Here is a 15214-nt window from a genome sequence, read left to right as displayed (position 1 = left end):
AAGTGCGATCCCGGACCTGTCCGCATTTTCGTGGGCGAGGCGGTTAAAAACCCTCGTGCTCAACGGGCCTGCGTAAATCGTTCACCGAACAGAATAGCAAACTGGTTCATCGCGGATTTCCTATCAAAGGTGCTCCGCACCGATTTCGCCAACACGTTGCGTAGCGCGAGCCAGAGCAGCTTGACGGCCGCCTCGTCGTTCGGGAAATGGCCTCGCGTCTTGATGATCTTGCGCAGTTGCATGTTCAAACTCTCAATGGCGTTTGTGGTGTACGCCACCCGTCGAATGTCCGGGGGGAACACGAAGAACGGTATGACGTGCTCCCAAGCACGCTGCCAGCATTGGACGATCATCGGGTATTTGGCGCCCCATGGCCCTTCGGCGAAGTCGCGTAACGCTTGCTCTGCGGCCTGTGCGCTGGCGGCAGCATAGATCGGTCTCAACGCTTGGGCGAGCGCTTTGCGGTCCTTGTAGTTGGCAAATTCCAAGCTATTGCGGATCAAATGCACGATGCAGGTCTGCACGGTGGTACGGGGGTAGACCGCAGTGATTGCCTCGGGCAAGCCCTTCAGACCATCCACCACGGCGATCAGGATGTCCTGACAGCCGCGCGTCTTGAGTTCGTTGAACACCTTGAGCCAGAACTTCGCGCCTTCGGTCTGCTCGATCCAGAGCCCCAGCACGTCGCGCTGGCCGTCGGCCTGGATGCCAAGCGCCAAGTAGACGGCCTTATTGCTGACCATGCCGTCGTCGCGAATCTTGACCCGCAGCGCGTCGAAGAACACCACCGGATACATCGTCTCGAGCGGACGACTTTGCCAGGCGAAGGCTTCGGCCATGACTTCGTCGGTCACCGAACTGATGAAATCGGGCGAGACCTCGGTTCCGTAGGTCTCGGCTAGAAAAGCGCGGATCTCACGCACACTCATGCCACGCGCGTACATCGCGATGATGCGCTCGTCGAAGCCGGTAAAACGGCGCTCGTGCTTGGGAATAAGGATCGGCTCGAAGCTGCCGTCCCGGTCGCGTGGGATCTCGACCCGAACCGGGCCGCGGTCGGTGATGACGGTTTTGCCATTGGCGCCGTTGCGTTCGTTGACCTGACCGAGCGGCTTGACCTGGCCGGACGGGTAACCCAGATGCAGATTCATCTCGGCGCCCATCGCCCGTTCGATGATGGCCTTGTTGAATGCCAGCATCAGGTCTTGAACGTCGCCGGGCGACATAGGCCCTTTGACCAGTTGATCCATCAACTCATCTGGCAGTTCAGGCAGCGGCCCGCGGGCCGCTGCCTGAGACGCTGCTGTCCGTTTCTTTTTCATCGGCATATCCATGACCTTGATCCCTCATGATATACCCCGCCCACGAAATCGCGGATAGGTCCGCGATCCCGCCCAGAAACAAAAAACTTCCCTCAGCGTGTGAAGGGAGAGAGCTCAGTCACCAGCGTGCACCCCGCTCACCACCTTCCCGCGAAAAATATAATACTGGTACAGGTTATACCCGATCATCACCGGGAAAATCAGCCCGATCCCGATCAACATGAACACCAGCGTCGAGGTGTCAGACGCAGCCTCAACAATACCAAGCTTGCCCGGCACGAAATCCGGAAAGAGGCTAATCGCAAGTCCAACAAACGACATCACGAACAACGCCACCGAGGCGCGAAACGGCCCTCCCGAACTGCCCAGATACACCGACGCTATGATGTACGCAAAAGCCAAGGCAGACGCCGACCCCAGCGCGATCAGCACATGAAACACGCCCGGCTGGGTCCAGCGATCATGTCCCACCTCGCTGATGAACCACGTCGCGGCAGTCAGCACGACCGCCGCAGCCACAGTGATCAACGCGCTCAGCAATGAGAGGCGCCGTGACCATTGCTCGAGCGAGCCCTCGGTCTTCTTCACGAGATAGGTCGAGCCCAGCAGCGAATAGCCGGCTACCACGCCAATTGCGGACACAGCGATGAACACGCCGCTCAGTTCGCCCGGAATCAACCCCGTGATCACCCTGCCGAGTATCACGCCTTGGGCGATCGCGGCGACAAGGCTGCCGATGCCGAACACCTTGTCCCACGCCGGACCATGCGACACGCTATGACGGAATTCGATCGCGGCGCCACGCATGATCAGTCCGGCAATCAAAAGCATCACAGGCAAATAGAGATCCTGAAGCAGCAAGGCATACGCTGAGGGAAACGCGCCGAACAGGGCGCCGCCGAGCACGACTAGCCAGGTTTCGTTCGCGTCCCAGACGTGGCCGATGGTCTGCACCATCATGTCGTGATCCTCGCGACGTTTGCGCAGCAGGCTGACTATGCCGATGCCGAGATCGAAGCCATCGGTAACGACGTAGAACACCAGCATCAGTCCGATCAAGCCGAACCAGGTGATCGCGAGCATCGTGTGAGTGGAGCTGTCCATGAGGTTTCCTCGCAACGGGAATGATTTAGTACTCGGTGACGGTAGCCGCCGCCTCGGCTTTGACGGCTGCGGGCGGATTCAGCGTGAGGTCGGGACCGGTGCGCAACCAGTTACGCGCCAGCACGAAGAAGGTAGTGAGCAGCACGACGTAGAATGCAAAGAACATAGCCATGCTCAACGTGACCGACGAAGCCGCCACGGTCGACACGGCGTCTTTCGTGCGCAGCAAGCCGTAGACAACCCAAGGCTGGCGTCCTACTTCGCGCACGATCCAGCCGGCTTCCACTGCCACATAGGGCAACGGAATGCACAGCACCCAGGCGAGCAGCAGTTTGCGTTGCTCGAGGAATCGTTCGAGGCTGCCGCGCGTCTTGCGCAACACGTAGACGGTCCAGAACGCCAGCACCATGAACGCAAAGCCTATCCCCGCCATCACGCGGAACGCGTAGTAGAGCAGGGGAAGCATCGGCGGCTGGTCGGCCGGCGCGAAGTCGTGGAGGCCTTTGACCTCGCCGTCCAGCGTATGGGTGGCGAGAATGCTCAACATGCCAGGCACTTCGAGCGACCAGTCGTTGCGCTGTTCCTTCTGGTTCGGCCACGCCAGCAGCGACCATGAAGCGGCGGTGCCCGGCTTGTTGGTGGTCCAGTGTCCTTCGATTGCGGCGCCCTTGGCCGGCTGTGTCGCAAACACGCTGCCGCCGCTCGAATCGCCTAGCCAGATCTGGATCGGCGCCACGAACACGAGCACCAGCAAAGCGATCTTGAACGAGCGTACAAAGAACTCCGGGTTGCGCCGCTTGAACAGATTCCAGGCAGAAATGCCGGCGATCACGAACATGCCTGTTTCGATCGCGGCGACCCACATGTGCGTCACGCCCCAGACCATATCCGGATTGAAGATCGCGGCGGCATAGTCGGTCACGATGATCTTGCCGTTCTCGACCGTCACGCCCGCCGGTGTCTGCATCCACGAATTGGCGACCATGATCCAGAATGCGGAGATGCTGGAGCCGAGCGCGACCATTGAGGTTGCGAACAGATGCACGCCGCGCGGCACACGTCCCCAGCCGAGTAGCATTACGCCGATGAAACCTGCCTCGAGCATGAAGGCCATCGCGCCTTCAAAGCCGAGAATGTTGCCGAAGAACTGTCCGCTGTAACGCGAGAAGCCTGCCCAGTTGGTGCCGAACTGAAATTCCATCGGGATACCGCTGACCACGCCCACCGCGAAGTTCAGTACCAGCAGCTTGCTCCAGAAGCGCGCATGCCGGTAATAGCCAACGTTGCCGGTGCGCAGCCACAAGACTTCGATCAGCACTAGGAATGCCGAGAGGCTGATGGTTAGAATCGGCCACAGGATGTGAAAAATAGCCGTCATCGCGAACTGCGCGCGTGACAGATCGAGTACGTCACTGAGATGCATGATGAGCTCCCGTGGCGCCGATGATGGCGGCCTGGTGAGTGGAGTCGGGGCCGACCGCCGCGGCGCGCGCGATTTTCACCGGTACGGATTTGTAAGAAGGGGTGCGGCTTTTTGGATCGAACGCGTAGAGCGGTACGAGCGGATTAGCTTCCGGGTAATAGGCGCCGCAGCACCCGTCGGGAAGCGAGTATTCGACTACCTTGAAACTGCGGATCACACGCTCGATCCCGTCGGTCGACACTGCGAACACATCGACCCGCTCGCCCGGATGCAAACCGCGTTTGTGCAACTCGCGCGGGTTCAGGAAGATGACGTCACGCTGACCAAACACGCCACGATAGCGGTCCGAATGCGAGTAAAGGGTCGTGTTGTACTGGTCGTGGCTGCGCATGGTGGTGAGCCACAGCGCGTCGTGATCGCTTTGAACCGGGTCTTCGTCGAGTCCTTTGAAGACGAGGAAATTTGCGCGGCCAGTCGGCGTGGCCCAGACGCGTTCGCGCGCGCTCGAGGCAAGATGAAAGCCACCCGGCACGCGAATGCGCTCGTTGTACGCCTGAAAGATCGGATAGACGATTTCGATCTTGTCGCGGATGCGATCATAGCTCGCAACGAGATGTTCCCAGTCGACGTGAGAGTGGGGTCCCAGCGTCGCGCGCGCAATGCCGGCAATGATCGCCGGTTCGCTCTTCAAATGCGGCGAGGCAGGTTCGTTGCGGCCGCCGGAGGCGTGCACCATCGACATCGAATCCTCGACCGTAATCGATTGCGGACCGTCGGCCTGAATGTCGATCTCGGTGCGGCCGAGGCACGGCAGAATCAACGCGTCCTTGCCGTGCACCAGGTGGCTGCGATTCAGTTTGGTGGCAATGTGTACGGTCAGGTCGAGCTTGCGAATCGCTGCCTGCACGCGAATCCAGTCCGGCACGGCGGCCGCGAAATTACCGCCGAGCGCCATAAATACTTTAGCTTCGCCACGCATCATCGATTCGATCGTGGCGATAACGTCATTCCCGTGCGCCGCGGGCGGCCGGAAGCCGAAAGCTCGTTCGATCCCGTCGATCAAGGCCGGCGAGGGTTTCTCCGTGATGCCGACAGTGCGGTTGCCCTGCACGTTCGAATGTCCGCGCACCGGGCACACGCCTGCCCCTGGGCGGCCGATATTGCCGCGCAGCAGCGCCAGATTGGCAACTTGCTGAACATTCTCGGTGCCGCGATGATGCTGCGTGAGTCCCATGCCGTACACGAGGATTACATTCCTGGCCTTCATGTAGATGTCCGCGGCGTTCTGAATATCGGCACGCGACAGGCCGCTTTGCTGCAGGATTGCGTCCCAGCTGGTCGCGCGCAGGTCTGCGAGCAGATCGTCGATGCCGTGCGTGTGGCCCTCGATGAACTCGATATCCAGCACACGCGGTGCGTCGGCGACGACTGCCACATCGTCGGCTTCAATGACAGCTTTCATCAAGCCCTTGAGCACGGCGACGTCGCCGCCCACCCGCACCTGATACAGAAACGAGCTGATCTGCGTGAAGCCGAGCGTGGCCATTTCCACCGGATTCTGTGGCGAGGCAAAGCGCTCCAGCGCCCGTTCGCGAAACGGATTGAACGACACGATCTTCGCGCCGCGCCGCGAGGCGCTGTGGAGATCGCTCATCATGCGCGGGCTGTTGGTGCCGGGATTCTGACCGAAGATGAAAATCGCGTCGGCCTCCTCGAAGTCATCGAGCAGTACGGTGCCTTTGCCGACGCCGATCGACTCGGGCAGGCCGACGCTGGTCGCCTCGTGACACATGTTCGAGCAGTCGGGAAAGTTGTTCGTGCCAAACTCGCGTACGAATATCTGGTAGAGAAACGCGGCTTCGTTCGACGCCCGTCCCGAGGTATAGAAGTCCGCCTGATCGGGACTGTCGAGACCGTTCAGGTGCTTCGAGATCAGCGCGAAGGCGTCTTCCCATTCGATCGCCCGATAGCGGTCGGAGGCTTCGTCGTAGACCATCGGATGGGTCAGACGGCCGGCCATTTCGAGGTCGTAGTCGTCCCAGGCCGTCAACTCTGAGACGCTATGAGCGTCGAAAAACTCTGGCGTGCAACGATAGGCGGTGGCTTCCCACGCCACGGCCTTGGCGCCGTTCTCACAGAACTCGAACGACGACGTGTGCTTTGCATCCGGCCAGGCACAACCCGGACAGTCGAAACCTTCCGGCTGGTTCATGCGCAGAAGCGTTTTGGCGCCGGAGACGGCTACGCCCTGCAGCGCGAGCGCCTCGCCGGTCGCCTTCAGCGCACCCCAGCCGCCGGCGGGCTCGCTGTAGACGCGGATGGTCTTTCGTTTGGCCATAGCCGTTTTCCTGATGTTTCGTTGAGGAACATGAGGAGGAAGCATGGGGCGGCGTCCGGCAAGGCTCTTGTTCAAATGCCCGTCCGTTTCAGATTCGCACGCCGGATGTGACGTGCTTCGTTGACATGTCGACGGCACATCGACGGCCATAGCGAAGACCGTCGCCCGCGCCGTGCGTTTTCGAAACCTCGCAGGCGATCTGAAAAGATCGGTGGTTTAGGCCGACCAATAATGATTTCACTCGGCGAGATCGCGTGAAGTTGGCGCGGCGCCGCCCCGTTCCGCTCCTCGCGATCCATAGCGCGCCGACACCTGAGACTCATCGGAGTACCACCATGCGATACCTGGACGATTCACACCGCGACTTGAATGGTAGCGATCTCGGGTTTCTGCCGGCTACCGAGCGTGTCGACGCAACCGACTGCCGTACCCACCCCCTCGCGGCAGCCGAACCCGCCGACACGCCTGCTTTGGGACGGTGGACGCGCCGCGTCGTCATCGCGACCGCGATCTGGTCAGTCTTCGAGTTGCCGTTTGAAACGTGGGTCAGCCTGTCCACGCGCGATGCGGTGGCGTGCGTTACCGCCAAGCTGCTGTGGGTCGCGCTGGTGGGCTTCGTGCTCGCGGGCAGCCGCGTGGCGCGCATCGCTTACGCGTTTCTGTGCACGATCGGTCTGATGGCGGTGGCGTTCGGGTTGCCTGCCGAATATCGGGTGTTTCCGCTCGGGTTCGTGCTGTCTTCAGTGGAATGTGTATTAAAAGCGACGGCCTTCGTTTGCATCGTGTCGGCAGGCGTCTACCCCGACGAGGAGTGATTGGCGAGGCGCCGCTGCGGTGCTACTGGTCGTTCCTTTTGACGAGCGGCTTAGGCCGCTCGTGCCCGCTCCAATGCCATCAGCGCGCGAGTCATCGCATACGCGCTGTGAATCGCGGCTTCGAACGCGCGTTCGTCAGCACGCCGTTTTCCGTCGACTTCGACTACCCAGCGTATCCCGTCGTACTCGCAGACGAGACGCCGAGCATCCATCAAATCCGCATACCAGCGCCAGATCTTTGGGTCCGCGATGGTGGCCGTCGGTGCGGCCCGTGTCAACACTGCCCGTCTCTGCGATTCGTTGATCATGGAATGCCTCCGATGATTGGCCTGTTGGCGGTTGAAGTTGAGAGACGGAGTCACGTCCAGTTCCTCCAGTCGTCGATCTCCCTGTAGTAGCCGTGCGCGTCACTTTCTCGGCGCGGCATGCCTGGCCTGACGAAGCCGATCTGTGCTTGCCCTGGCCGGTTGCGCGCAGAGGTGCCGGGGTTTTGATCCGGTTGCGCTGTCGGCTGAGGCTGGGGTTGGAGGTGAGTTTCAGGCTGCGACCGCGGCAACGCTGCGACCTCATCGCCTGCCTCGATCGCGAACTGTTCGAGCGGCAACAGGGCGTCGCTGTCCGCATGGTCGAGCACCTGCACGAAGCCCAGCGTGGGCGGTGGTCGCGACGCGCCCCATGCCGCGATTGCGAGGCAGACGGCGGCGGCCACGTAGCCGCAGGCGGGTCGAAGCCAGACTGCTTTTTCGGCGCGCATGATGGGTTCTCCTGGCGCCGACCGCAAGGGGCTGCGCAACTGAATCGTTAAGTGACGGTTGTCGAGGCCCAGTATCGTGTTCAGCCCGAGCCCGATCTTTCACTGCAGCACGGTGACTTGTCGATTCGCACGCAGGAAGCAGCCTAGGCCAAAAAAACCGCGGCGTGGGGCGCAAACGCCGGCCGGGCGGGCGTTTCCGCCCGGCGCATGAGCGCGTTATACCTTGGTGTGATGCCGCGATGGCGGCTGACCGCGGCGAAGGCCGCACTGGCGTGGGTTTGACCCGCTTGGGCCGCCAGCGGAACGCCGCTCGGGTGACGATCGTATCCCTATGGATAATGGTTTCGGATGATTTTCCCAACTAGTATGGCTTCAACGACGCAAACCCCGCACCCTCCGCGTCGATGCAATAGATCAAGTCTCACGACATGGCCGTCCCGCTAATTAACCAGGCGCGAGTGCAGCATGATAAAGATCGGTCGAGTAACGGTGTCGCTGGAAATGCGCGAGGTGTATGTGGAGGACCGGCTGCTTCAGGTCGGCTCCCGCGCCTTCGATATCCTGGAGCTGCTGATCCGCGCAGAGGGACAAACGGTGACGAAAGAGGACATTTTTCGACATGTGTGGCCGAAGTCGGTGGTGGGGGAAAACAATATCCACGTGCAACTGTCGGCGGTCAGGAAGATCTTCGGTGCCGACAACCATGCGATTCGCACGATTTCCGGTCGCGGCTACCGGTTGACAATTCCAGTCGAGGCGAATGATCCAGCTGACTTGCCCGCAACCGTTCCGGCTTGTGAAGCAACGGGCGCGGCAAGCCAGAGCGGCTTACCGGTCTGCCATGCGCCACTGATCGGGCGTGATGAAGCCATGGCTGAAATCACCCGTGCATTGAAAGGAACGCCGATCGTCACGCTGCTCGGCCCGGGCGGCATCGGCAAGACGCAACTCGGCATTGCGGTGGCGCGCTCGATCGCGGCTACGTCGGGCATGGACGTGTGCTTTATCACACTGGCCTCGGTGGACAACGCGCAAAGTGTGATCGGCACGGTCGCCGCAGCGCTGGGCGTAGGCCGCGCAGATGGTGACGTCCCGCTTCAATCGCTGGTCGCCGCGATCCGGGGCCGCAAGCTGCTGGTGCTGCTGGACAATTGCGAGCATGTGATCGAGTCGGCGGCAATCATTTGCGAAATGCTCGTCCAGGCGAGCGCGGATCTCCGCATTCTGGCGACGAGCCGTGAGCCGCTGCGCACGCGTGACGAAAAGTTTTACTGGGTCGCGCCGCTCGAGACGCCCAACGTCCACGCGAGCGCAAAGGAGATTCTCGCCTGCAGTTCGGTCAGGATGTTCCTCGCACAGATGAACGCGCTCAACACGGTGGTCGAGCACGACCGCAGCAGTCTCGAGATGCTCGCGACGATCTGCCGCCGACTCGACGGCATACCGCTGGCCCTCGAATTGGCGGCGGCGCGCACGGCCGTCTTCGGTATTCGCAAGCTGGTGTCCGAACTCGACGACCGCTTCCAGTTCCTGACGGGCGGCCGCCGGACTGCGCCGGCGCGGCAGCAGACCTTGGAGGCCGCGCTAGACTGGAGCTATCAGCTTCTTAGCGTGACGGAGCGCTTGGTGCTGCAGCGGCTCGGCGTTTTCGCGGCGCGATTTTCATTGGAGGCCGCGTGTAACGTCGCCGCCTGCGGACGGCTGTCGCGTCACGAAGTGACGGAAGCGATCGTAGGCCTCGCCTCGAAGTGTTTCCTCATGACGACCTTCGACAGCAAAACCAAGGAATATTTTTTGCTGGAAACAACGCGCGAATATGCGTTACGAAAGCTGCACGAATCGGAGGAGGCGGACGAAGTGCTGACAAGAAAATCGACCTATTTGGCGCCTGTTTATGAGCAGCCGTACGGACGGGTTTTCGGTGTGGCGGCGCTTGGCGGCAAGCCGTCGATGGAGCCCGTCGCGGCGCGATGAGAGTGGGTTTGAACGCAGTCTGGAAGGGCACTTCCGGCGTTGGACTTATGTACCATGACGGCAATCGAAACCCAATTTTTAATGGAATCTGGGATGCCTGTTCCTTCGGAACTCGAACCGATAGTGTATGTGATTGACGACGAAGAAATGGTGCGCGATGCGCTTGTGCGCCTGTTGCGTTCGGCGGGCATCAACGCGCGAGCGTTTGCGTCGGCCACCGAGGTGTTGTCCCAAGAATGGCCGAGCGTGCCGATGTCCGTCCTGCTGGATATGAACCTGAAATCTACCAGTGGGTTCGACGTGCAAAGCCAGCTTGTGCACAAGGGCGTGCAGGTACCCATTATATTTCTGACCGGCTATGGATCGATTCCGATGTCGGTACGGGCGATCAAGGCGGGTGCGCATGAGTTTCTCACCAAGCCGTTCGACGACGAGGAACTGCTCGGGGCAGTCAGACGGGCACTGGCTCAGGACGAGGCCAACCTCGCCGAGCGCGTGTTCAACGCGGACGTGCTGCAGCGAGCCGCATCGCTCACCCCGCGTGAAATGGAGGTGTTTGAACTTGCGGTGGAAGGCAGGATGATCAAGCAGATGGCGTACGAACTCGGCACGCAGGAGGTGACGGTGAAGGTTCACAAAGGGCGAGTGATGAGCAAGATGCAGGCAAAGACGCTCATCGATCTCGCCAGGATGTGGGAAGTGATACGCCGGACGCGATGAGCATCCTGACGCAGTAAATATCGCGCCGGATATTTTTCTCTGTTACTAAGGCGGCGCAATTGGAGTATTGGCAGCTATGAGTTTTGTTTGCATCGTCGACGATGACGCGTCCGTACGTAGTGGCGTCGGAAATCTGCTTAAGTCCGTGGGTTATACGACTGTGACGTTTTCATCGGGTGAGGACTTCCTCGCTTCCCCGATGGTTGACGATGCGCTGTGCGTTTTGCTCGACATGCGAATGCAAGGCATGCAGGGCCTTGAAGTACAACGTCAACTGAACGCGGAACATAGAAATATCCCAGTGGTTTTCATGTCGGCGCATGGCGACGACGACACAATAGACCGGGCCATGCAGCACGGTGCGGTCAGTTTTCTGCGCAAGCCCTTTGCAGAAGAGATGCTGCTCGATTCGATCGAACTTGCTATCGGACGCAAGACCGCGGCGAACTGAGAGACACCTGGCAGCTGATAGTGGATTTCACGGCCGCTTTGTCGCTGCGCGAATGCCTCCTTCGGGGCGGCTATGGTGCCCTGCGCGATGTGCGCTGGAAGTTCACTCGTGCGGGGCATCGGGCAGTGATCGGCCAAGAGCAGCCAGTCGGGGATAACGCCCTGAAGCGGCCGTTCGGCGGCGATCTTGACCTGAAGCGGTCGCTCATCCCCACCAGGCGGAATTTCATCGAATCGATATTCCAGCGGTACTGCTACTGTCGATTTGCGTCGCGCCGATACGCTATGAACGCGTCCTGGGGACGCGTGTACTGATTGCTCTTGTTCGGCGCACTCGCGTGAGTCATTCTTTTTGCGTCAGCCGCACGAAGATGTCGGCGAGGTCGCGAATCTTCCGCTGAGCCGCGCGTTGAGATGGATATATCAGAAAGTACGACGCACCGTTTTGCACCACCTCGCGAAACGGCATCATCAGGGAACCCGCATCGAGTCTTTCTTGCGCCATGCGTGGATCGCCGATCGCAACGCCATGACCTTCCGCCGCAGCAGTGAGCGTCAACTCGAGGGTATCGAATACAAGCCCGCGGCGAGCATCGATTTGTGTTGTCCCGACACCATCGAGCCAACAGCGCCACTCTGCATAGCCAGATCCAGGGTGTAGCAGGGTGGCATGCGCAAGGTCGGCCACCGAGTTGAGCGACGCGGCCAATGTAGGCGTGCACATCGGCGTGAGCGTCTCGGCAAACAGCGGTACCGCTTCAACGCCCATCCACGGTCCGGTGCCACGCACGACAATGGCGTCGACATCCGACGCAGTGAAATCCGGCACGTCGTCCGCGGACGTCGAGATGCGCAGTTCAGTGCCGCCCAGCGCATCGTTGATGTCTGCCAGCCGTGGCAGCAACCAGCGGATCGCAAACGTGGACGGTAACCGCACCGTGATCACCGACACCGCGTCACGCTGAATATCAGCATGCTGAACGAGTTGCGTGAGCACATGGACGGCTACCGTAAGCAGGGTGTCACCTTCGGCTGTCAATGCTAGGCCCGAAGTGTGGCGCACGAAAAGCGCGCACTGATAATGCGCTTCCAGTTGCTGGATCTGCCGACTGACCGCTCCCTGCGTGCGGCATAGATGCTCTGCGGCCTTGCTGACACTACCGAGATATGCCGCAGCGACGAACGCCTGAAACCCGGCTAGCGACGGCAGCGGGCGCGTCAGATCGGCCAGGGGGTATGTTCCGGTCGCATACCCGGCTTGCAGATTTTTCGATTGTTTGGTCATCGGTGCGTCGCTATCGTGTTTCAACCGGGGTGCATGCTCGTTCGACCGGGCGGTATCTTTAACGAATTATGGGAGGTTACTGTGGTGTCGTCGCCGGAATTACTCTTTACGCAGCAGGTTCGCACCTACCTCCAAGAGCTGGAGCGCGGTGACGTCGCCGCGGTATGCGCACTGTTTGCACCGGATGCCCGGATTTTCTCGCCGTTTCTTGGCTGGATGCAAGCTGAACCGTTCTTTGCCAAAGTCAGCGAAGCGTCGGGAGAGAGCACGATTACGCCCATCGACATCTGCGTGAGCACAACGGGCGCTCGACGTGCGACGGGCTACTTCATCTACGATTGGGTGCTGAAAGACGGTTCCGCAGTGCGCTTCGAGTGCGTCGATGTGTTCGAGTTCGACGCCAACGGGCTGGTCGAGCGCATGATTATTGTGTACGACACTTATCCTATCCGTAGCACTGTCGGCGATAAATACGCGTAGTGGGCGGCATATGCTCGCGCTGCATGTGCCTGAAACACACTCACAGCCGTTCGCAGGATTGCTCACGACGGATTTAGGTTGCACAACCAACCGGTTCGGCTAATCCGTCGAAGTTCGCGAACGTCTGCTCTGGTTTCACTGAATGGCTTAATTGGGTCGCCCTGAGCCGGCCGCTGTCGGGCTCTGTGCGGCCGAGGGTGTGTGGAAACGCGATTTTCGCGGCTGAGGGCGATGTTGGCGGACGGGTCAGTCCAGTTAGATGGCCGAGTTGGCGCTATTCGAGCATTGCGAGCGCAGGAAGCCCTTCAGGGCCTCAGCTTCCAGCCATCCTCATTGCCTTTATTGTCCTCGCAACCCCCAGTATATTCATGACTCGCTTGAGGTTGTATGCCAGTACCTGAAGGCTCATTTCGGTGCTCACCCGCCCGAGCGTCCGGGTTAGGAAGTGTGTGGCACCCATCCAATGCTTCAGCGTGCCGAAGACGTGTTCAACTGTGCTTCTTCGGATGGTCATTGCATCGGGCATACGATCGAGTCGACGCTGCATGGCTTCCAGTACATGTTCGTGTTCCCATCGTCGGATGCGGCGATAGTCGCTGGGTGAACATCGCTCCTTGAGGTGGCATCGCGGGCATGCGCTGGGCCAGTACACGTTCAGATTCATGCCATTCTCGACCGTCTTGAATCGAAGAATTGCACGCTCGCCGGCGGGGCATCGATACTCATCGGTCCTGGTAACGTAGATGAAGTCGCGTTTGGTAAAGAGCCCTTTCTTCCTTGACGCCGAGGTGAGTGGTTTCGGGACATACGTGGTGATCCCGGCCAGTTCACAGGCTCGGATGTCCGGACCACTGAAGAAGCCGCGGTCGGCCAGCACTTTCAGCTTTGGCCTGCCCATCGCGTTCTTTGCCGACAGAGCCATCTTGCTGAGTTGACCATGATCGCCTCCGATATTCGTCACCTCGTGTTCGACAATAAGATGATGCTTCGTATCCACGGCTGTCTGGACGTTGTAGCCAACCGTTCCGGTTCTCTTGCCACCGCTGGTCATGGAACGGGAATCCGGGTCGGTCAGCGACAGTTGTCCGTCCGGCTCATTCTTCAACTGATGTTTGATCTGCTCGAGTTCACGCATCCGCTGGCGCAGGAGAGCGATCTTCTCGTACAGGCGCACGGTCTTGACATCGAAACCTGTCGGACTGATCCGGTCTGCAGTTTCAATCATGTCGAGGTATCGCTGGACGCTTTCCTCGATCTGCTGCTGGCGTTTGTCGATCTTGCCCGCTGTGTAGTTCCTGTCGCGGCAGTTCACAGCTTTGAACTTGCTGCCGTCGATGGCGACCATGTCGCTGGATAGCAGCTTCAATCCTCGACACAGTTCGACGAAGCGACGACATACGTTGCGAATGGCCAACCCGTTGTCGCGGCGGAAGTCGGCGATCGTCTTGAAGTCTGGCGCCAGACGTCCTGTCAGCCACATCAACTCGACGTTGCGTTGGCATTCGTGCTCAAGACGTCGGCTGGAGGGTACGCGGTTCAGATACCCGTAGATATAGATCTTGAGCATCACGCCGGGGTGGTAGGACGGGCGACCCGTGAGCGCCGGCGTGGTACCGTTGAAACCGAGTCCCGCAAGGTCCAGTTCGTCGACGAAGGCATCTATGACCCTGACTGGATTATCCTGTCCAATGTAGTCATCGATGCATTCGGGTAGGAGTGCGACCTGCTTGCGGTCATCGCCTTCAACGAATCGCTTCATGAGTCACCCGGTCTGAATGCGTTGATTCAGTTTAGGCGATCAATGCGTTTTCACACACCCTCGGCCATCAGCGGCCGGTCGAGGTCGTCGTCCAGTTTGGCTAGCCGAGGTCTCGTGCGCCCTCGCTCAATGGCTGTTCTTCGGCGAGCAAATTTCCGCCGGCACTGCCTCAAGGCGGCCAATTCCGGTCAGTCGACGGCGCCACCCGAATCGTTAACAATCTTGCGGTTAATGCCGTCGGATTCGGAAAAGACGGCCCTCTTGGTTGGCTGCAGCTCTATGGCACACGCGATCAAATGAAATTGACCGTAGAACATCTTATCCGGGAGTTGTCCGCCCATGGCGTTTCGCTGCCCACCGGCGATGTTCGAATCGGTAGTTTTGGCGATTCGGAGGAGCAGTCAGCTTCCCTCATTGCTCTTATTGTGGCCGGTACCAAGCGCGGAACCTGCAGTCTTCTGTGGTCGTGGCACTACGAGAGCGCGGTAATTCCAAAGGTCGGAGACATCGAGATCGTACTTGATTGGTATGAGCGTCCAGTCCTAGTTCTACGAACCATCAATCTGGAGATCGTGCCCTTCGATCGCATAACCGCGAGTTTCGCGGCGAGTGAAGGCGAAGGAGATCTCTCGCTACGATATTGGCAAGCGGAACACTGGCGCTTCTTTACCGAAGAGTGCCGCCGTATCGGCCGGGTTGCCGATCAATCGATGCCCTTGGTATGTGAGAGCTTCGAGGTGCTTCACATATTAGCTCCACGAGACTGACGTTCTCAAACGTAAGGCAGGCG

At 59.9% G+C, this 15214-nt stretch carries 14 protein-coding genes; 6 read left to right on the top strand and 8 right to left on the bottom strand.

What is annotated here, in order from left to right:
* Positions 1 to 59: 59 nt before the first annotated feature.
* The 4 genes from PQR54_RS36290 to PQR54_RS36275 form a co-directional block, all read right to left on the bottom strand.
* Positions 60 to 1328 (bottom strand): IS256 family transposase, encoded by a 1269-nt coding sequence (locus tag PQR54_RS36290; protein WP_408254477.1) that lies wholly within the window; start codon positions 1326 to 1328, stop codon positions 60 to 62.
* A 108-nt stretch (positions 1329 to 1436) separates the two neighbouring features.
* On the bottom strand, positions 1437 to 2426 hold the full coding sequence (locus PQR54_RS36285) for a cytochrome d ubiquinol oxidase subunit II (RefSeq protein ID WP_408254400.1): 990 nt from the start codon (positions 2424 to 2426) through the stop codon (positions 1437 to 1439).
* Positions 2427 to 2451: 25 nt separating this feature from the next.
* Positions 2452 to 3849, bottom strand: coding sequence for a cytochrome ubiquinol oxidase subunit I (locus PQR54_RS36280; protein ID WP_408254398.1), 1398 nt, complete (start codon positions 3847 to 3849; stop codon positions 2452 to 2454).
* Positions 3836 to 6187, bottom strand: a complete 2352-nt coding sequence (locus tag PQR54_RS36275) for an FdhF/YdeP family oxidoreductase (RefSeq protein WP_408254396.1) — start codon at positions 6185 to 6187, stop codon at positions 3836 to 3838. Before PQR54_RS36275 ends, PQR54_RS36280 begins: the two co-directional genes overlap by 14 nt.
* A 335-nt stretch (positions 6188 to 6522) precedes the next feature.
* Here PQR54_RS36275 and PQR54_RS36270 point away from each other — a divergent pair, with 335 nt between their 5' ends.
* Positions 6523 to 7002, top strand: a complete 480-nt coding sequence (locus PQR54_RS36270) for a hypothetical protein (protein WP_408254393.1) — start codon at positions 6523 to 6525, stop codon at positions 7000 to 7002.
* 50 nt (positions 7003 to 7052) lie between these two features.
* On the opposite strand, the gene PQR54_RS36265 is transcribed toward PQR54_RS36270, so the two are convergent.
* Together PQR54_RS36265 and PQR54_RS36260 are read right to left on the bottom strand one after the other, a co-directional pair.
* On the bottom strand, positions 7053 to 7310 hold the full coding sequence (locus PQR54_RS36265) for a hypothetical protein (protein WP_408254390.1): 258 nt from the start codon (positions 7308 to 7310) through the stop codon (positions 7053 to 7055).
* Positions 7311 to 7360: 50 nt separating this feature from the next.
* Entirely contained in the window at positions 7361 to 7756 is a 396-nt protein-coding gene (locus PQR54_RS36260) for a hypothetical protein (protein WP_408254387.1), read from the bottom strand.
* Positions 7757 to 8221: 465 nt separating this feature from the next.
* Between PQR54_RS36260 and PQR54_RS36255 the strand changes: the two genes are divergently transcribed.
* The 3 genes from PQR54_RS36255 (at position 8222) to PQR54_RS36245 (ending at position 10901) form a co-directional block, all read left to right on the top strand.
* A complete protein-coding gene (locus PQR54_RS36255; RefSeq protein ID WP_408254384.1) occupies positions 8222 to 9730 on the top strand; it encodes an ATP-binding protein in 1509 nt (502 codons plus the stop codon).
* A 54-nt stretch (positions 9731 to 9784) separates the two neighbouring features.
* Complete coding sequence (locus tag PQR54_RS36250; RefSeq protein WP_408254382.1) at positions 9785 to 10450, top strand: response regulator transcription factor; 666 nt, start codon at positions 9785 to 9787, stop codon at positions 10448 to 10450.
* A gap of 76 nt (positions 10451 to 10526) precedes the next feature.
* Positions 10527 to 10901, top strand: coding sequence for a response regulator transcription factor (locus PQR54_RS36245; protein ID WP_408254379.1), 375 nt, complete (start codon positions 10527 to 10529; stop codon positions 10899 to 10901).
* A 342-nt stretch (positions 10902 to 11243) separates the two neighbouring features.
* Here PQR54_RS36245 and PQR54_RS36240 read toward each other — a convergent pair whose 3' ends face one another.
* A complete protein-coding gene (locus PQR54_RS36240; protein WP_408254376.1) occupies positions 11244 to 12185 on the bottom strand; it encodes a LysR substrate-binding domain-containing protein in 942 nt (313 codons plus the stop codon).
* An 81-nt stretch (positions 12186 to 12266) separates the two neighbouring features.
* On the opposite strand from PQR54_RS36240, the gene PQR54_RS36235 reads away from it, so the two are divergent.
* On the top strand, positions 12267 to 12665 hold the full coding sequence (locus PQR54_RS36235) for a nuclear transport factor 2 family protein (RefSeq protein ID WP_408254474.1): 399 nt from the start codon (positions 12267 to 12269) through the stop codon (positions 12663 to 12665).
* 313 nt (positions 12666 to 12978) lie between these two features.
* Here PQR54_RS36235 and PQR54_RS36230 read toward each other — a convergent pair whose 3' ends face one another.
* A complete protein-coding gene (locus PQR54_RS36230) occupies positions 12979 to 14424 on the bottom strand; it encodes an IS1182 family transposase (protein WP_408254373.1) in 1446 nt (481 codons plus the stop codon).
* A 296-nt stretch (positions 14425 to 14720) separates the two neighbouring features.
* Between PQR54_RS36230 and PQR54_RS36225 the strand changes: the two genes are divergently transcribed.
* A complete protein-coding gene (locus PQR54_RS36225) occupies positions 14721 to 15191 on the top strand; it encodes an ASCH domain-containing protein (protein WP_408254371.1) in 471 nt (156 codons plus the stop codon).
* The last annotated feature ends 23 nt before the right edge of the window (positions 15192 to 15214 follow it).

The organism is Paraburkholderia phytofirmans (assembly GCF_046028095.1).
Classification (GTDB): Bacteria; Pseudomonadota; Gammaproteobacteria; order Burkholderiales; family Burkholderiaceae; genus Paraburkholderia; species Paraburkholderia phytofirmans_A.
The sequence above is the reverse complement of the archived record's forward strand: the minus strand, read 5'-3'. Positions and strand labels throughout refer to the sequence as shown.